Source organism: Sporosarcina sp. P1 (assembly GCF_002743155.1).
In the GTDB taxonomy this organism is placed as follows: domain Bacteria; phylum Bacillota; class Bacilli; order Bacillales_A; family Planococcaceae; genus Sporosarcina; species Sporosarcina ureae_B.
The window spans coordinates 17,131-30,895 of sequence record NZ_PDYS01000012.1; the positions used below are offsets into that span (position 1 = coordinate 17,131).

The following is a 13,765-nucleotide window of genomic DNA, read 5'->3' on the forward strand; positions in this document are numbered from 1 at the left end:
TTAACCGCGCTGTTCTTGAAGTTTCAGCGCTTCAATGATAACGTGTGTAGCTTTCACCATATTATCTGCCGAGATAAATTCGTATTTGCCGTGGTAATTTTCGCCGCCTGTGAAGATGTTTGGCGTTGGCATGCCCATATAGGAAAGTTGAGAACCATCCGTACCCCCACGAATCGGTTCGATTTTCGGTTCGATATCGAGACTACGATAGACGTCCGCCATTACGTCGACAATTTCCATGACAGGTGCAATCTTTTCCCCCATATTGAAGTACTGATCTGTTACCGTAAGCTCCACGGAATGTTCTCCATATTTCTCCTGAAGGCGAGCGGCGGTATCTCGTACTAGTTGTTTACGCGCTTCAAAAGCATCGCGGTTGAAATCGCGTATGATATATTGATACGTCGTTTTTTCTACAGAACCATGCGCATCCATCAAGTGAATGAAACCTTCATACTGTTCCGTTTCCTGAGGTATTTCGTGTTGCGGCATAGCTCGCTGAAATTCTGCTGCGATCAATAATGAATTGATCATTTTATCTTTTGCTGTGCCTGGGTGTACATTCGCGCCGTGAAATAGTACTTCTGCGCCTGCAGCATTGAAGCTTTCATACTGAAGTTCTCCAAGCGGTCCGCCGTCCATAGTATAGGCAAACTCTGCACCAAAACGTTCTACGTCAAATTTATGCGGCCCGCGTCCGATTTCTTCGTCAGGTGTGAACCCAACGCGTACTTTACCGTGTTTGATTTCGGGATGTTTAACTAAATAGTGCATGGCGGTCATGATTTCTGCGATACCGGCCTTATCGTCAGCCCCTAGTAAAGTCGTGCCGTCCGTCGTGATCAGCGTGTGGCCTACGTAGTTGGTAAGCTCAGGAAATGCCTGTACGCTCATGACCGTTGATTCATTCAAAGAAATGTCTTTACCATCATAGCTGTCAATGCGTTGTGGTTTGACGTTCGTGCCTGTATAGTCAGGCGCTGTGTCGATATGAGCCAGGAATCCGACTGTTGGTAGTTGTTTGTCGGTGTTAGCGGGTAGTGTGCCAAAAAGGTAGCCGTTTTCGTCCACAGAAATTTCTTTTAGACCGATGTCGGCCATTTCTTTTTCAAGCACTCGCAGCAGGTCCCATTGTTTTGCGGTAGAAGGTGTAGTGTCCGAAGCGGCGTCGGATTGAGTGTCGATTTTAGCGTAGCGGATGAGTCGTTCAATCAGTTCTTCTTTCATGTAGCAAGCTCCTCTCAAGATACGGATTAATGTTTTCATTTTAACAGAGCTATGTGAATATTTCGCTTAAAACGAATAAAAAAAAGAACCGAGAGTTTCGGTTCTTGGAAATGGTGTAGGGGTTGGGATTGGCGCTACGGAGGGGACGTGTTCCTGAGGGCCCGCGGTGAGCCAACCAGGTCGCTAGCTCCCCCGGAAAACGTCCCCCAACTGGAGCTTCAATCCCCACGCACACCCTAATTGGCTTTCATGTTTTATGCATTTGGCTTACGATAATCAAGCAAATATATTAATCGTTGTAATGATGATCGGCATCGAGACGACGTCTATGAGGAAGGCGCCTACGATAGGGACGATCAGGAAGGCTTTACGTGACGGGCCATAGCGTCCTGTGACGGCTGCCATGTTCGCCATCGCGTTTGGCGTCGCACCCAGACTATGGCCTGCGAAACCAGCAATCATAACTGCTGCGTCATAATCCTTACCGAGTATACGGAACAAGACGAAGATTGCAAACAACGTGACGAAGATCACTTGTACAAAGACAATTAGCAACAACGGAAGCGCCAAATCCGCGATTTCCCACAGTTTGATGCTCATTAATGCCATCGATAGGAAAATACCGAGTGATACGTCGCCGATCAAATTGATGCTCGTCATATGAATCGCATCTTCTTTCACGCGGTCTACAATGTTTCGTACGATAACCGCGACGAACATTGCGCCCACGTAGCCAGGCATTACGAAGCCAGTAGCGTTTGAGAAAAGATCTCCTATCAGTGTACCGCCAGCAATACAAAGTGTAATCAGTAAAGTTTGTGTCATGAAGTTATCGGTATTGATTGGTTTTTCCAATGATTCCACGGAGTATGCTTCTTTATGCTCGACTTCCGTAGATTTTAAATCATGCTTATTGATCAAGTATTTAACGATTGGACCACCGACTAGTCCACCTGCTACGAGTCCAAAAGTAGCCGCTGCGATACCGATGGATAGTGCTGAATCAATCCCAAGGCTTTCTAATGTTTCCCCATAAGCAGTAGCACCGCCGTGCCCGCCTTCCATGGAGACAGCGCCAGCCATCATACCGATCAACGGATGCAGACCAAATATATAAGACATGGAGACACCTATGACATTTTGGGCAAGGGCTAAGAAGCCACAAGCTGCCCAGTAAATCATCAATAATTTTCCGCCAAGACGGATTAGACGAAAACTAGCGCCAAGACCCACCGTGGTGAAAAATGTCAGCATAAATAAATTTTGCAGTGATGTATCCAACGTGAAACTCAGTAAATCGAAGTACTTTAAAATAGTCGCTAATAATGCGAATAGCAAACCACCGACAACAGGGGCGGGGATACAGAACTTCTGAAGAAAGCCGATTTTACGGACTAACATCGTACCCAGTGTCAGGAGCGCTAACGCTAGAAATAGCGTGGTAATTTGGTTTAGCTCAATATTTATGTGATTCGACCTCCCAGCAATGCAAAGATTGCTTCATTTGTAAGATAGGCCCCCAGCTTAACCGTTTGATTATGATGATCAAGTGACGGATTTATTTCGGAGATGTCGAATGAAAGGGTTTTCTTATGCGATGCAACAGTTTGAATGAAAGAGCGTACGATCAACGGGTCCAAACCGAAGGGGGACGGCGCACTTACACCTGGAGCAAACGCGGAATTCAGGACATCCGAGCATAATGTTAACAAAATAGCGTCCTGTTTTTCAATGAATAACTGTACTTTTTGTAAAGTATCGTCTAAAGGACTTGTCGTAATCTCTTGTTCTGTGACATATGTCACGTTTTTTGCATCGGCTTCTGCAAATAATGCTTCTGTGTTGCCGAACTCCTGTATACCTAGCACGAGATAGTCGACATTTGGATCCGAGTCAAGCATTTGCTTGAACATTGTGCCTGAAGATGGTTGATCTTCGTAGCTACGGAGGTCAAAGTGTGCGTCAATATTTATGACACCAATTCTTGCGTTAGGACCAAGGAAGTTGCGAACTCCTGTATAATGACCAAAAGCGGTTTCGTGTCCACCGCCTAAAATGACAGGAGCGGCATGATTTTGAAGGCTGTTTTGAACGGCTGCTCCTAATTCAGCTTGCGCTAATTCTAACTGGCCATCTTTACATACTATGGTACCTAAATCGATTAGCTGACAGTCTGCTGGCAAGCGCCAAGGTAGTTTTGCCAGTTCACTTCGTAGTGCATTCGGTCCTTCTGCAGCACCAAGTCTGCCGTTATTTCGACGTACACCTTCTTCGCAAGAAAATCCAATCAGGGTACAAGTCTTATCAGTATAGTTTTCCATTGATTCGGGAAATTGGATGATTTGGTGCATTCGAAATGCAGCTCTGTCGGTCTCACTATCTGTACGACCGGACCAGTATTTTTCATTTGATTGTATTAACAATATACTTCATCCTTTCCAACGTGATATTCTTACTATAATGGTTTGTACTTATTAATTCTAATACATGTTGTTCATATATTCATGCATAAAGGTTATAAGTGGAGGTGAAATGAATGGAATTGAAGCGATTGCAGTATTTTGTGATGGTGGTGCAACAGTCTAGTTTTTCAGAAGCTGCCAAAAAACTTCATCTTTCACAACCTTCGCTCAGTAAAGCGATCAAGAACTTGGAATGTGAAGTAGGATTTCAGTTACTTGAACGTACGACCAAACGTGTCCAACTGACAGAATCGGGTAATGTGGTTTATGAGCGTGCATTGAAGATTCTCCATGAGATAGATATTCTACAGCAAGAAATTAAAGAAGTGAAGTGGACAGGCAGTGGAAGTGTACAGATCGGTGTGATCGAATCAGTGAAAAATTGGCTTCCTTCCATATTACATGCATACCGCCAGGAGTTTCCATCGATGCATGTGAAGTTAATTGAGGTGTTAGACCGTGGGGATGTTGAGCGAGCGCTCCGTCAGTACGCTGTCCATGTTTGTTTGACAAATCAATATATAAAGGCTCCGGATATCGTTACGATTCCTTTGTATCAAGAGCAATTAGCGGTTGTCATGCATCCGGAACATCGATTGGCAAGCAAGGATACCATTACGCTAGCCGATCTGGAAGATGAGGCATTCATTGTTACGAGTGTTGGATTGCAAACTAGTCAAGACATTTTTGCTGCATTTGCCGAAGAAGGAGTGCGAATGAATATATGTTATGAAGTAGAGCGCTTTGAAACGATTGTGGAGCTAATACGAGAGAATATCGGAATTTCAATGATTCCACAAAAATATTTTGCACACGGACCCGATCCTACAATTGTAAGTAAAATAATACATTCGAAGACGTTGACACGTACAGTCTATCTCACGTATTTGAAAAAACGATATATGCCACCAGCTATTGAGATGTTAGTAAGCAATATGCAAATGCAACGTGACTCCTCTGTAAAGTGGAAAGAAGGAGAACTGGATGAATAAATGTTTATTCGGCATTTTAGTTGTCATTACGACTGCTTTAATGGGGTCTTCGTTTGCTGTTGGAAAATCGGATTGGAATATTCTTCACCAGTATTACTAGTAGCATGGCGTTTTACCATTGCAGGAGCCATCATGGTGGTAGTTGTGAAAGTAATGAAAAAAACCCATCCTAAAACAGTTGGAGAGTGGAAGTGGCTTGTCCTAATCGGTTCATTGCAGACAGGAAATCCCGAAAGAACGAGTGCGTTTCTGTTCCTAGCACCGTTCTTTGGGACTTTGTCAGGATGGATTCTGTTAGACGAGAAGTTGTCTATGTCATTGATTTTAGGAGGATTGCTCATCAGTTTTGGGGATATTCCTCGTGAACTGGCGCAGTAAGCGAGAGTTGAATAGCCGTCTATTGCCATAGACGGCAATAGGCTTGGAGTTCGCTGTGGAATGCTTGTACTTCCTTCGTGTTAGAATGGGTTCCTGTATAAAGAGTACGTTTGATTGGTGCCACTTTATAATCGAGTATGGTTAGTTCGCCTTTTGCAAGTTCATGTTTGCAACTAAAGCGCGACAAAATAGCGATGCCTAGTCCACTAAGAACGGCTTGTTTGATGCTTTCCGGTGAGTCTATGATAGTGGGATTTACTAGTATGCCGTATTGTTTAAGCGATTGATCAATTAATGGACGGCTAGGATCTTTCGTGTCAGGCAAGATCCAATGTGTATTTTGCAAATCAAGGATTGATGAGCTTTTTTTATGTGCTAACGGATGTTTAATGGAAGCAAAGAGTAATAGTTCATCTTGCATAAATGCTTTAGATGATGGTAAATTGTCTAGTTCACTGCAACCGATGTCGGTTTTATGGCTTTTTAGTAATTGCGTAATTTCAGAAGATGGCGCAGTCGTCAGTTCCAGTCGCATGTCGGGATACTTCGCATGTAGGCGAGTGAGGACGTCGGGTAAAATGGCTTGCGAAATAACCGGCGAAGCGGCAATGCGCAAGTTTCCTTTTAGTGCCGTTGCTTGCATTGAATCTACCTCTCTACGATCTGTCAAATCAATCATCTCCAATGTGCGTTTATATAGTAATCGTCTTGCGGGTGTTATTTAAAAACCACCACAGGTTCCACGATATCTAGTAAATGGGCTGATTTTGTGTGAAAAAATAGCCTTGCAATAATCTGCAAGGCATCGAACATACAATTATAAAACTGTGTAATTTTTGTGTGCGACGACAGTCATGTTGGAAGCTGCTCCAATATTTTCTGCGTCTTCTTCAGAAATCTTCACAATGACGGAGTTTTCGAGAATCTTGTGTATAGTTCCGGAAACTTCATGTTCATTACGGTTGAAAGAAATAACTTCGTCTACGTACCGTGATGCTACAAAATCAGAAACTGGACGATCTTTTCGTGGAAATGCCAATCGAATCAACTCCTTCAGTAGTGTGGAATCTAGTCTGTCGTAATTTGTCATTAAAATTAGACGAAAAGTACGTACAATAGCTTACTAGAACTAGTATAACACATTTTGAGAAATTAATCATCATACTAGAATTATGTCGAATGAGCAAGTTTTGCGTAGAATCATGTTTGGAAGTTGACTAGTGCCGCCGCCAAAGATAGGATAGTACGAAATACGTGCAAATCAATCGGTTGACATTATACCTGTAGGGGTATAATATAAAGCTAACAGTAAGGAGGTTGAACGATATGGAGTACGATGACAAAGTCAAGAATCGGTTAAAACGTCTAGAGGGTCAAATCAAAGGTGTCTTGCGTATGATGGAAGAGGGTAAGGATTGTAAAGAAGTCATTACGCAATTATCAGCCAGTCGTTCTGCTATTGATCGTACAATTGGTGTAATCGTGAGTTCGAATTTGATTGCCTGCATGGAGAATTTAGATGAAGCAGATGAACGTACGCATGAATCCATCATTAAAGAAGCAGTGGATCTTCTAGTAAAGAGTCGATGAGCAACATCGCTTGACTCTTTTTTTTATAACATATAATATACCCCTATAGGTATTTAACAAAGTGGCTTTCCAAAAGAAAGGGATGAGAATATGACGGAGCAAAAGAAAACGACGATTGTATTATTTAGTGGAGATTATGATAAGGCGATGGCAGCTTATATTATCGCGAACGGCGCAGCTGCGTACGATCATGAGGTAACCATTTTTCATACATTCTGGGGATTGAATGCATTGCGAAAAGATGAACCTATTAAAAGTAATAAAAGCTTTATTGAAAAGGCATTTGGGAAAATGATGCCACGTGGAGCAGATAAAATGGGATTATCTCAAATGAACTTTGCAGGAATGGGTCCGAAGATGATTAAGCAAGTGATGAAAAAGCATAACGCGATGACATTACCACAACTAATTGATATGGCAGTGGAGCAAGATGTGAAGTTGATCGCTTGTACGATGACGATGGATTTACTAGGACTTGGTGAGGAAGAACTTCTTAAAGAAGTCGAATATGGCGGTGTAGCGGCTTACTTGGGAGAAGCGCAAGATGGTCAAGTAAACTTGTTTATTTAATTTTTTATGAAAATAAATACCCTAGGGTGTATGGGAGGAATAAAATGATTCAGTCAGATAATGTTTTAGATGCAAAAGGTCTTGCTTGTCCGATGCCTATTGTGAAGACGAGAAAAATGATAAAGGATATGGAAGACGGTCAAGTGCTCGAAGTTCAGTCTACAGATTCGGGTACTACTGCAGATTTACAGGCATGGACGGAAAGCGTGGGGCATCAATACGTCGGTCATGTGAAGGAAGCCGATGTGTGGCGCCACTTTGTACGAAAATCAGGTCGGGAAGATCAGTCACAAAAAGAATATGCGGTTACAGTTGATAACAGCCAGTTGATGGACCAACTGCAACAACCTAACGCTGTGTTACTAGATGTCCGTGAAGAAGCGGAATATGCATTTGCTCATATTCCAGGTGCCTTATCTATACCACTTGGCCAATTGGAAGAACGCATGGCGTACTTGGATAAGGACATGAAAATTTTCGTTGTATGCCGAACAGGCAACCGCAGTGATATGGCATGTCGAAAATTAGTGGCGAATGGATTTGAAAGTGTTACTAATGTCATTCCTGGTATGTCAGAGTGGAATAGCGAGACAGAAAATACAACGGGGGGTATAAATAAATGAGAACTATTCAATCAAGTGAAGTAGCAAAGAGAGTCATTGCGAAGGAATCTTTATTCATTTTAGATGTGCGAAATTCAGATACGTTCAACGATTGGAAAATTGAAGGGGATCGAGTACGCCATTTGAACGTGCCATACTTTGATTTATTGGATGGCATTGAAGAGATTGAAGATCAATTGCCAAAAGATGAGGAGATTCTAGTAGTTTGCGCGAAAGAAGGTTCGTCCATCATGGTGGCAGAAATCCTTGAGGATGCAGGCTTCTCAGTAGGTTATCTTTCAGGTGGAATGAAAGCATGGAGCGAGCATCTTGAGCCTGTGAAGGTTGCGGATTTGAAATCGGGTGGCGAACTATATCAATTCGTTCGTCTAGGAAAAGGATGTCTCTCTTACATGGTCATGTCTGGCGGAGAGGCGGCAATTATTGATGCAACACGTATGACAAATGTGTTCACTGACTTTGCCAAGCAACGCGGTGTGAAGATTACAAACGTATTCGATACTCACTTGCATGCGGACCATATTTCAGGTGGTCGTCAAATCGCAAAAACCACAGGTGCGACGTATTGGCTGCCACCGAAAGATGCCGAAGAGGTAGAATTTGAATATGCTGCATTAGAGGATGATATGTCTATTCAGGTAGGTGATACGAAAATCGATATTCAAGCGCTTTATTCGCCAGGACACACGATTGGTTCGACTTCTTTTATCGTAGACGACAGCTATTTGATGACAGGTGATATTCTGTTCATTGATTCGATTGGACGCCCTGACTTAGCAGGTTTAGCAGAAGATTGGGTAGGCGACTTGCGTGATTCTTTGTATCGACGCTATAAAGAATTATCGAAGGATTTAACAGTCCTACCGGCTCACTTCATGCTTATAGATGAGTTGAATGAAGACGGTAGCGTGTCGGAAAAGCTCGGTGTATTGTATGAGCAAAATCACGGTTTGAATATTGAGGATGAAAGTGAGTTCAGGGAATTAGTCACGGGGAACTTGCCTCCACAGCCTAACGCATATCAGGAAATTCGCCAGATGAACATGGGGAAAATCGAGCCTGACGAGGAAACGCAACGCGAGATGGAGATTGGTCCGAATCGCTGTGCGGTACGGTAAATAGTTATTTTCATTCATATGGAAAACAAAAAACAAATTTAAAGGAGAAGATATATATGAGTACAACCACATTTTTAGATGCAAAAGGCCTGGCATGTCCAATGCCGATCGTACGTGCAAAGAAAGCAATGAAGGATATGCAAACAGGAGACGTTCTTGAGATTCATACGACAGATAAAGGATCGGTGTCCGACCTGACAGCGTGGGCTACTTCTGGTAATCATGAAATAAAAGATCAGCAACAAGAGTCTGATGTCTTTAAATTCTGGATCCAAAAAGGATAAACTGAGGATAGAGGGAATAACTGTCTCCCTCTTTCGTCTGGAAGAAGGGAGGACATCATGACTATTCCATTTATTATCACGATCTTCCTTATTGGATTTGTGGGCTCATTCCTTTCCGGTATGATGGGAATTGGTGGCGCAATTGTCAAGTATCCAATGTTGCTATTTATTCCTGCATTACTTGGCTTTACTGCATTTACACCACATGAAGTATCCGGTATTACGGCAGTGGAAGTTTTCTTTGCATCACTTTCAGGAGTTTTAGCGTATCGAAAGAGTAATTTGATCTTGAAACCACTCGTTCTCTATATGGGAATCAGTGTATTAGTTGGCAGTGTCCTTGGCGGTGCTGGTTCCAGTATGCTTTCAGAAGCTACCGTCAACGTGATCTACGGTGTTCTAGCTGTCATGGCAGCTATTATGATGTTTATTCCGAAAAAAGGCCTCGACAATCAGCCGATTGATGAAATTACATTCAATCGTTTCATAGCTTCGAGTGCGGCTTTTATCATTGGATTGGCAGCTGGAATCGTCGGAGCTGGCGGCGCATTCATCATGGTCCCGATTATGCTCGTAGTACTAAAAATTCCCACACGCGTCACAATCGCTACATCACTAGCGATTACGCTGTTATCATCGGTGGGCTCGGCGTCAGGCAAGCTCTTAACAGGGCAAGTACCTTATGGCCCAGCTCTCGTAATGATCATCGCAAGCATCATCGCGGCTCCGATCGGTGTAAAAGTGAGCCGGAAAGTAAACACCAAAGTATTACAAAGCATTCTAGCCGTATTGATCATCGCCTCGGCCGTGAAAATATGGTGGGACATATTCTAATCAAGCACAATCGCCAGCACATCGTTCAACGAACATGTGCTGGCGATTTTTTGGTGAAGTCATAAGTGGAAACAACATTAAACTCACTTCTGATCTAGCAGGTGACTCCCGTTAAGTAAATGTGGAATCAATATACGTTACTACCATCGGCATAGTAAACTAGTTGATCCGCCTGGAACGCAGATCAACGGTGCCTTCACCTTTCTTACTTTCATTGCAAGGTATTAAAAGTGATACTAATTTCGAAACATTCTATTAAATTACCTTGCAATAGACTAGGAATAGCCGTATACTATTTTTCAACGATGGAAAACGAATAGACATACTCTTATCAAGAGCGGCGGAGGGATTAGGCCCTGTGATGCCCGGCAACCGGCAAAAGCAAAGGTGCTACTTCCTACAAACTTTCAGTAGTTTGGAAGATAAGGGAGGAATAAGCGAAAGCAGAGCCCTCTTCTTATTATGGAAGAAGGCTTTTTTCTATATATTGCTAATCGTCGTCTTGCGTTTTTCTTGTCTAGTCCTAGGAATTTCGGTGTTCCATCAATACACGAAAAAAGGGGAATGGTTATGACGAAATTACAGCCAGAAACGATATTATTACATGGAGGACAAAAGCCAGATTCGGAAACAGGCTCACGTGCGTTGCCGATTCATCGTACGACTTCTTATGTGTTCAGAGACACGGAGCATGCACAAAACTTATTCGCTTTGAAAGAAGCGGGCAATATCTATACAAGAATTACGAATCCGACGGTAGCCGTATTTGAAGAGCGTGTAGCCCAGCTAGAAGGCGGATCAGCGGCAGTTGCCCTGTCTTCCGGAATGGCGGCAATTGCATTCTCTATTATGAACATTGCTGAAGCGGGTGATGAAATCGTTGCAGCCAGCAATCTCTACGGCGGTACATACAACTTATTCGCTGTGACATTACCCCGCTATGGCATCAAAGTGAAGTTTGTTGACGCGTCAGATCCAAAGAACTTTGAAGCAGCTATTACAGATAAAACGAAAGCGTTGTTTGCAGAAACAATCGGTAATCCAAGTTTGCAAGTTCTTGACGTAGAAGCCGTTGCGAACATCGCACATGAAAATGGACTTCCATTGTTAGTAGACAATACATTCCCGTCTCCTTATGGATCAAATCCGATCGAGTATGGTGCCGATGTAGTTATTCATTCCGCGACAAAGTGGATTGGCGGACACGGTACGACAATCGGTGGTGTGGCAGTTGATGCAGGGAGATTTGACTGGACGCAAGGTAGGTTCCCTGGTTTTACAGAGCCGGATGAATCCTATCATGGCTTACGGTACGGAATCGATACAGCTGCTGCAGCTTTCGCAACGAAATTACGTGTACAATTGCTGAGAGACTTCGGCCCATGTCTGTCACCAGATAGTGCATTCAACTTGTTGCAAGGTTTGGAAACACTTCATTTGCGCGTACCTCGCCACAATGAAAACGCACAAAAAGTTGCTGCATTCCTGCAAGAACATCCGGCAGTAGAATGGGTGACGTATACAGGTCTAGAAGATCATCCAACAGTAGAATTGGCAAATAAATATTTAAAAAATGGCTACGGTTCAATTATCGTATTCGGTATTAAAGGTGGACGCGATGCAGGAAGACAAGTAATCGACAATGTAGAAATTTGGTCTCATGTAGCGAATGTGGGAGATGCGAAGTCATTAATCATTCATCCGGCATCCACAACTCATCAGCAGTTGTCTGTGGAAGACTTGAAAGACTCAGGCGTTAGTGAAGAGCTAATTCGCTTATCTGTAGGGTTGGAGTCAGCAGAGGATATTATTGCCGATTTGAAGCAAGCAATCGAAAAAGTGGCAAACTAATATATGAAAAAGAACACCGTCGCTAGTGCGATGGTGTTCTTTTCTCTACTAACGCTTTATTCGTTTCTTTTCATCTTTTAGTGATTTGAACAGCGAGACAACCATCATAATGAGGATGATGGAGAATGGCAAAGCGGCAATAATGATGACGTTTTGCAGTGCATCCAATCCTCCGACATATAATAGAATGATGGCGATGGCAGATTGAATTACGCCCCATACAACTTTCAAATTATTTGGTGGAGTCAATGAACCATATGACGACTGCATGCCGAGCACAAATGTAGCCGAATCCGCTGAAGTGATAAAGAACGATGTAATCAACAAAATGGCAATGACTGATATGACGAATGACAAAGGCAATTCGCTGAACATCTCAAAGATTGTCAGTTCAGTTGCACTTGCAGCCAAGTCGACAATTCCAGCTTTTTGCGTTTCAATTGCTGTCGTACCAAATGCTGTGAACCAGATCATACTCAACACAGTAGGAACAACTAGTACGCCAATCATGAACTCGCGAATCGTTCTACCTTTTGATACGCGGGCAATGAACATCCCGACAAATGGTGCCCAAGCTATCCACCAAGACCAGTAGAATAGAGTCCACCCATTTAGCCAAGTACGATTTTCAGGGGTGAGCGGTGCAGTACGGAAACTCATACGTATGAGATTTTCCAGGTAGCCACCAATGGAATCCGTGAACATGTTGAAAATCAATAAAGTTGGTCCAAGCACGATCATGAAAATTAACAATGCCAAAGCTAAAATCATATTGGCATTGGATAAAATTTTAATTCCTTTTCCAAGTCCACTCCACGCAGATATAAGGAATAATACTGTTACCACTGCAATGATAAAGAATTGGGACCAGAAGCCTATTGATACACCGAATAAGTAATTGAGCCCGGCGTTTATTTGGACAGCTCCAAAGCCAAGTGATGTCGCCACACCGAAAACGGTGGCAAAAATAGCGAAGACGTCAATGACTGTGCCGAGCTTTCCATCTACTCGATCACCAAAAATTGGACGAAGTGTAACGGAGATTAATCCAGGTTGTCCTTTGCGGAATTGGAAATATGCCAATACTAAAGCGGTCATACCGTATACAGACCAAGCATGGAAACCCCAATGGAAAAATGTCGACTGCATTGCTTCTTTATAAGCAGCTTTTGTTTCAGGAGCTTCTGTAGCAGGACTTACTGCGTAATGCGAAAGAGGTTCGGCCGCCCCGTAGAACACGAGTCCGATTCCCATACCAGCGGAAAATAACATCGCTAACCATGAAAACATGGAAAACTGCGGTCTGTCATTATCCTTTCCTAATCGGATTTTCCCGATCGGACTGAATATCAAGAATACCGAAATGAAGAATAACATGGAGACGGTCAGTAAGTAATACCAGCCGAATGAATCCGAAATAAAGTCCTTAATAGCGGACGTGATTTCTTCGAAGTGTGTAGGGGCAATGACGCCGTATCCCACTGCCAATATGACGGCCACTAATGTAATGTAAAATGTTATAGAAGTTTTTTTCATAGTTCCTCCTTTTTTGAACGTAGTCTGAGAAATGAGCTAAGTACATAATCGAAACCGTAGAATAAAATTGCACACATACATTTGATAATACCCGTTTTGCCGCTCATGTAAACGCTGAAAAATGTCGGTTTATTGCCGGATTAATCGCAAATACAAATAAAAAAGACGAGAGAAATTTCCTTCTCGTCCAATATGTAAGTTGGTTCTGTAGTGTCATTCATGTACTTGCCCAGAATCATCAGCTTGTGCTTGTGACAGTATACATGAAACGTATGGGTGATTTCCACCCTAACGAATGAT

14 protein-coding genes, 1 pseudogene and 1 riboswitch are annotated in these 13,765 nt (G+C 42.9%); of the genes and pseudogenes, 9 read left to right on the forward strand and 6 right to left on the reverse strand.

Translation table 11 applies throughout. The annotated features are described in order from the left end of the window. From pepT to hutG, 3 genes are all read right to left on the reverse strand, one after another. Nucleotides 1-1,227: a peptidase T gene (pepT, locus tag CSV73_RS11850; RefSeq protein ID WP_099627691.1), complete on the reverse strand. Its 1,227-nt coding sequence runs from the start codon at nt 1,225-1,227 to the stop codon at nt 1-3. A gap of 276 nt (nt 1,228-1,503) precedes the next feature. After that, entirely contained in the window at nt 1,504-2,694 is a 1,191-nt protein-coding gene (gene gltS / locus CSV73_RS11855; RefSeq protein ID WP_085132418.1) for a sodium/glutamate symporter, read from the reverse strand. Beyond that, nucleotides 2,691-3,650, reverse strand: a complete 960-nt coding sequence (gene hutG / locus CSV73_RS11860) for a formimidoylglutamase (protein WP_085132419.1) — start codon at nt 3,648-3,650, stop codon at nt 2,691-2,693. Before hutG ends, gltS begins: the two co-directional genes overlap by 4 nt. Before the next feature lie 113 nt (nt 3,651-3,763). On the opposite strand from hutG, the gene CSV73_RS11865 reads away from it, so the two are divergent. Then, nucleotides 3,764-4,681 carry a LysR family transcriptional regulator gene (locus CSV73_RS11865; RefSeq protein WP_085132420.1) on the forward strand — a complete coding sequence of 306 codons (918 nt, stop codon included), beginning with the start codon at nt 3,764-3,766 and terminating at the stop codon, nt 4,679-4,681. Next, nucleotides 4,674-5,090 (forward strand): annotated as a pseudogene (locus CSV73_RS11870) (EamA family transporter). Before CSV73_RS11865 ends, CSV73_RS11870 begins: the two are co-directional and overlap by 8 nt. Here CSV73_RS11870 and CSV73_RS11875 read toward each other — a convergent pair. Continuing rightward, nucleotides 5,079-5,729 (reverse strand): LysR substrate-binding domain-containing protein, encoded by a 651-nt coding sequence (locus CSV73_RS11875; protein WP_158232350.1) that lies wholly within the window; start codon nt 5,727-5,729, stop codon nt 5,079-5,081. The pseudogene CSV73_RS11870 and the gene CSV73_RS11875 sit on opposite strands and share 12 nt — an antisense overlap. Before the next feature lie 147 nt (nt 5,730-5,876). Continuing rightward, nucleotides 5,877-6,098, reverse strand: a complete 222-nt coding sequence (locus CSV73_RS11880; protein ID WP_029053955.1) for a DUF2187 family protein — start codon at nt 6,096-6,098, stop codon at nt 5,877-5,879. A gap of 287 nt (nt 6,099-6,385) precedes the next feature. On the opposite strand from CSV73_RS11880, the gene CSV73_RS11885 reads away from it, so the two are divergent. The 7 genes from CSV73_RS11885 to CSV73_RS11915 all read left to right on the forward strand — a co-directional run bounded on the left by CSV73_RS11885 (nt 6,386) and on the right by CSV73_RS11915 (nt 11,929). After that, entirely contained in the window at nt 6,386-6,649 is a 264-nt protein-coding gene (locus CSV73_RS11885) for a metal-sensitive transcriptional regulator (protein ID WP_085132422.1), read from the forward strand. Between the two features lie 90 nt (nt 6,650-6,739). Then, entirely contained in the window at nt 6,740-7,219 is a 480-nt protein-coding gene (locus CSV73_RS11890; RefSeq protein WP_085132423.1) for a DsrE/DsrF/DrsH-like family protein, read from the forward strand. 44 nt (nt 7,220-7,263) lie between these two features. Further along, entirely contained in the window at nt 7,264-7,842 is a 579-nt protein-coding gene (locus tag CSV73_RS11895) for a sulfurtransferase TusA family protein (protein ID WP_085132424.1), read from the forward strand. Further along, complete coding sequence (locus CSV73_RS11900; protein WP_099627693.1) at nt 7,839-8,960, forward strand: MBL fold metallo-hydrolase; 1,122 nt, start codon at nt 7,839-7,841, stop codon at nt 8,958-8,960. Before CSV73_RS11895 ends, CSV73_RS11900 begins: the two co-directional genes overlap by 4 nt. Nucleotides 8,961-9,016: 56 nt before the next feature. Next, nucleotides 9,017-9,244, forward strand: a complete 228-nt coding sequence (locus tag CSV73_RS11905; RefSeq protein ID WP_085132426.1) for a sulfurtransferase TusA family protein — start codon at nt 9,017-9,019, stop codon at nt 9,242-9,244. A 57-nt stretch (nt 9,245-9,301) separates the two neighbouring features. Then, the gene (locus CSV73_RS11910) at nt 9,302-10,078 is read left to right on the forward strand and encodes a sulfite exporter TauE/SafE family protein (RefSeq protein WP_099627694.1); all 777 of its coding nucleotides are present in this window, start codon (nt 9,302-9,304) and stop codon (nt 10,076-10,078) included. A gap of 325 nt (nt 10,079-10,403) precedes the next feature. Then, nucleotides 10,404-10,507: riboswitch (SAM riboswitch) on the forward strand. Between the two features lie 141 nt (nt 10,508-10,648). Continuing rightward, complete coding sequence (locus CSV73_RS11915; protein WP_099627695.1) at nt 10,649-11,929, forward strand: O-acetylhomoserine aminocarboxypropyltransferase/cysteine synthase family protein; 1,281 nt, start codon at nt 10,649-10,651, stop codon at nt 11,927-11,929. Between the two features lie 48 nt (nt 11,930-11,977). Here the strand turns inward: CSV73_RS11915 and CSV73_RS11920 are convergent, their stop codons facing one another. Further along, entirely contained in the window at nt 11,978-13,465 is a 1,488-nt protein-coding gene (locus CSV73_RS11920) for a glycine betaine uptake BCCT transporter (RefSeq protein ID WP_085132429.1), read from the reverse strand. Nucleotides 13,466-13,765 lie beyond the last annotated feature (300 nt).

What these genes read in the sequence shown, in the direction of transcription:
- pepT (WP_099627691.1), bottom strand. Translation starts at nt 1,227, where the DNA reads ATGAAAGAAGAACTGATTGAACGACTCATCCGCTACGCTAAAATCGAC.
- CSV73_RS11865 (WP_085132420.1), top strand. Translation starts at nt 3,764, where the DNA reads ATGGAATTGAAGCGATTGCAGTATTTTGTGATGGTGGTGCAACAGTCT.
- CSV73_RS11885 (WP_085132422.1), top strand. Translation starts at nt 6,386, where the DNA reads ATGGAGTACGATGACAAAGTCAAGAATCGGTTAAAACGTCTAGAGGGT.
- CSV73_RS11890 (WP_085132423.1), top strand. Translation starts at nt 6,740, where the DNA reads ATGACGGAGCAAAAGAAAACGACGATTGTATTATTTAGTGGAGATTAT.
- CSV73_RS11895 (WP_085132424.1), top strand. Translation starts at nt 7,264, where the DNA reads ATGATTCAGTCAGATAATGTTTTAGATGCAAAAGGTCTTGCTTGTCCG.
- CSV73_RS11900 (WP_099627693.1), top strand. Translation starts at nt 7,839, where the DNA reads ATGAGAACTATTCAATCAAGTGAAGTAGCAAAGAGAGTCATTGCGAAG.
- CSV73_RS11905 (WP_085132426.1), top strand. Translation starts at nt 9,017, where the DNA reads ATGAGTACAACCACATTTTTAGATGCAAAAGGCCTGGCATGTCCAATG.
- CSV73_RS11910 (WP_099627694.1), top strand. Translation starts at nt 9,302, where the DNA reads ATGACTATTCCATTTATTATCACGATCTTCCTTATTGGATTTGTGGGC.
- CSV73_RS11915 (WP_099627695.1), top strand. Translation starts at nt 10,649, where the DNA reads ATGACGAAATTACAGCCAGAAACGATATTATTACATGGAGGACAAAAG.
- CSV73_RS11920 (WP_085132429.1), bottom strand. Translation starts at nt 13,465, where the DNA reads ATGAAAAAAACTTCTATAACATTTTACATTACATTAGTGGCCGTCATA.